At 74.8% G+C, this 1,296-nt stretch carries 1 protein-coding gene; it reads right to left on the bottom strand.

What is annotated here, in order from left to right:
• On the bottom strand, positions 1 to 1,296 hold a 1,296-nt coding region (locus IH80_RS0138350), incomplete at both ends, for a polyketide synthase dehydratase domain-containing protein (RefSeq protein WP_030966550.1).

Genomic DNA, 1,296 nt, shown 5'->3' with positions numbered 1-1,296 from the left:
GGCCGTCAGCGGATGCTCCACCGGAACCGAAGCCAGCAACGCGCCCAGCGCCTCACGATCGGCCGCGTCACACGCCTCGACCCGAACCTCCGCACCCAGGGCCGACAGCTCCTCGACCAGCTCCACCGCACCCTCGGCCGCCAGACCCCGGCGTCCCACCAACAGGAGGTGCTTGACCTGGTGGGAGGTGACGAGGTGGCGGGCGAGGAGCGTCCCGAGCGTGCCGGTGCCGCCGGTGACGAGGACGGTGCCCTGCGGATGCAGCACCGACCCGGTCGCGTCGGCCCGCGGTTCACGGGCCAGGCGGGGCGCGGTGGCCGTGCCCTGGCGCAGGGCCAGCTGCGGTTCGCCGGAGGCGACTGCGGCGGACAGCAGGCCCTCGGAGCCCTCGTCGAGATCGACCAGGACGATCCGGTCCGGGTTCTCCGCCTGGGCGGAGCGGACCAGGCCCCAGACCGCGGTGCCGGCCGGATCGGTGGCGTCGCGGACGGCGCCGCCGGTCACGACGATCAGGCGGGACTCGTCGAGGGCCGACTCGGCGGTCCAGGCCTGCAGGGCCCCCAGGACCCGGACGGCCAGTGCGTGGGCGCGGGCGGCGCCCACTGCGGCGGACACCTTCCTGGTGTCGAGGAGCAGGTGGGCGGGGACCGGGGTGCCGGAGGCCACGGCCTCGGCCAGTGCCCGGACGTCGTCGGCTCCGGAGACCGGCGCGAACTCCGTCCGGGCGGTGTTCGCCAGGGTCACGGGGGCCCAGTCGACCCGGAAGAGGGAGTCGTGGCTCTGGCCGCCGGCCGCGCCCAGCTGCTGCGCGGACACCGTCCGCATGGCGAGGGTGCCGATGGCGGCGACAGGGGCACCGGTGTGATCGGCGAGGTCCAGGCTGAGGCCGTCGGTGCCCGAGCGGGTCGCGTGGACCCGCAGGGCGGAGGCGCCGGAGGCGTAGAGGGCGACCTCGTTCCAGGCGAAGGGGAGCCTGGTGGTGCCCTCTTCGGTCTCGCCGGTGCCGAGGAATCCGGTGGTCTGCAGGGCCGCGTCGAGCAGGGCCGGGTGCAGGCCGAAGCCGTCGGCGCTCTGGCCGTCCGGGAGGACGACCTCGGCGTAGACCTCACCGTCCTTGGTCCAGAGGGACTGGACGCCCTGGAAAGCCGGTCCGTAGCCGTATCCGGCCGCGAGCTGGCGCTCGTAGAAGTCGGATACGTCGACGGGCTCGGCGCCGGCGGGCGGCCATGTCCCGAGGTCGAAGTCGGCGGCGTGGTCCTGCTTGGTGAGGAAGCCGCTGACGTGGCGGGTCCAGGG

Origin of the sequence: Streptomyces sp. NRRL S-378 (assembly GCF_000720645.1) — a bacterium.
In the GTDB taxonomy this organism is placed as follows: Bacteria; Actinomycetota; Actinomycetes; order Streptomycetales; family Streptomycetaceae; genus Streptomyces.
The sequence above is the reverse complement of the archived record's forward strand: the minus strand, read 5'-3'. Positions and strand labels throughout refer to the sequence as shown.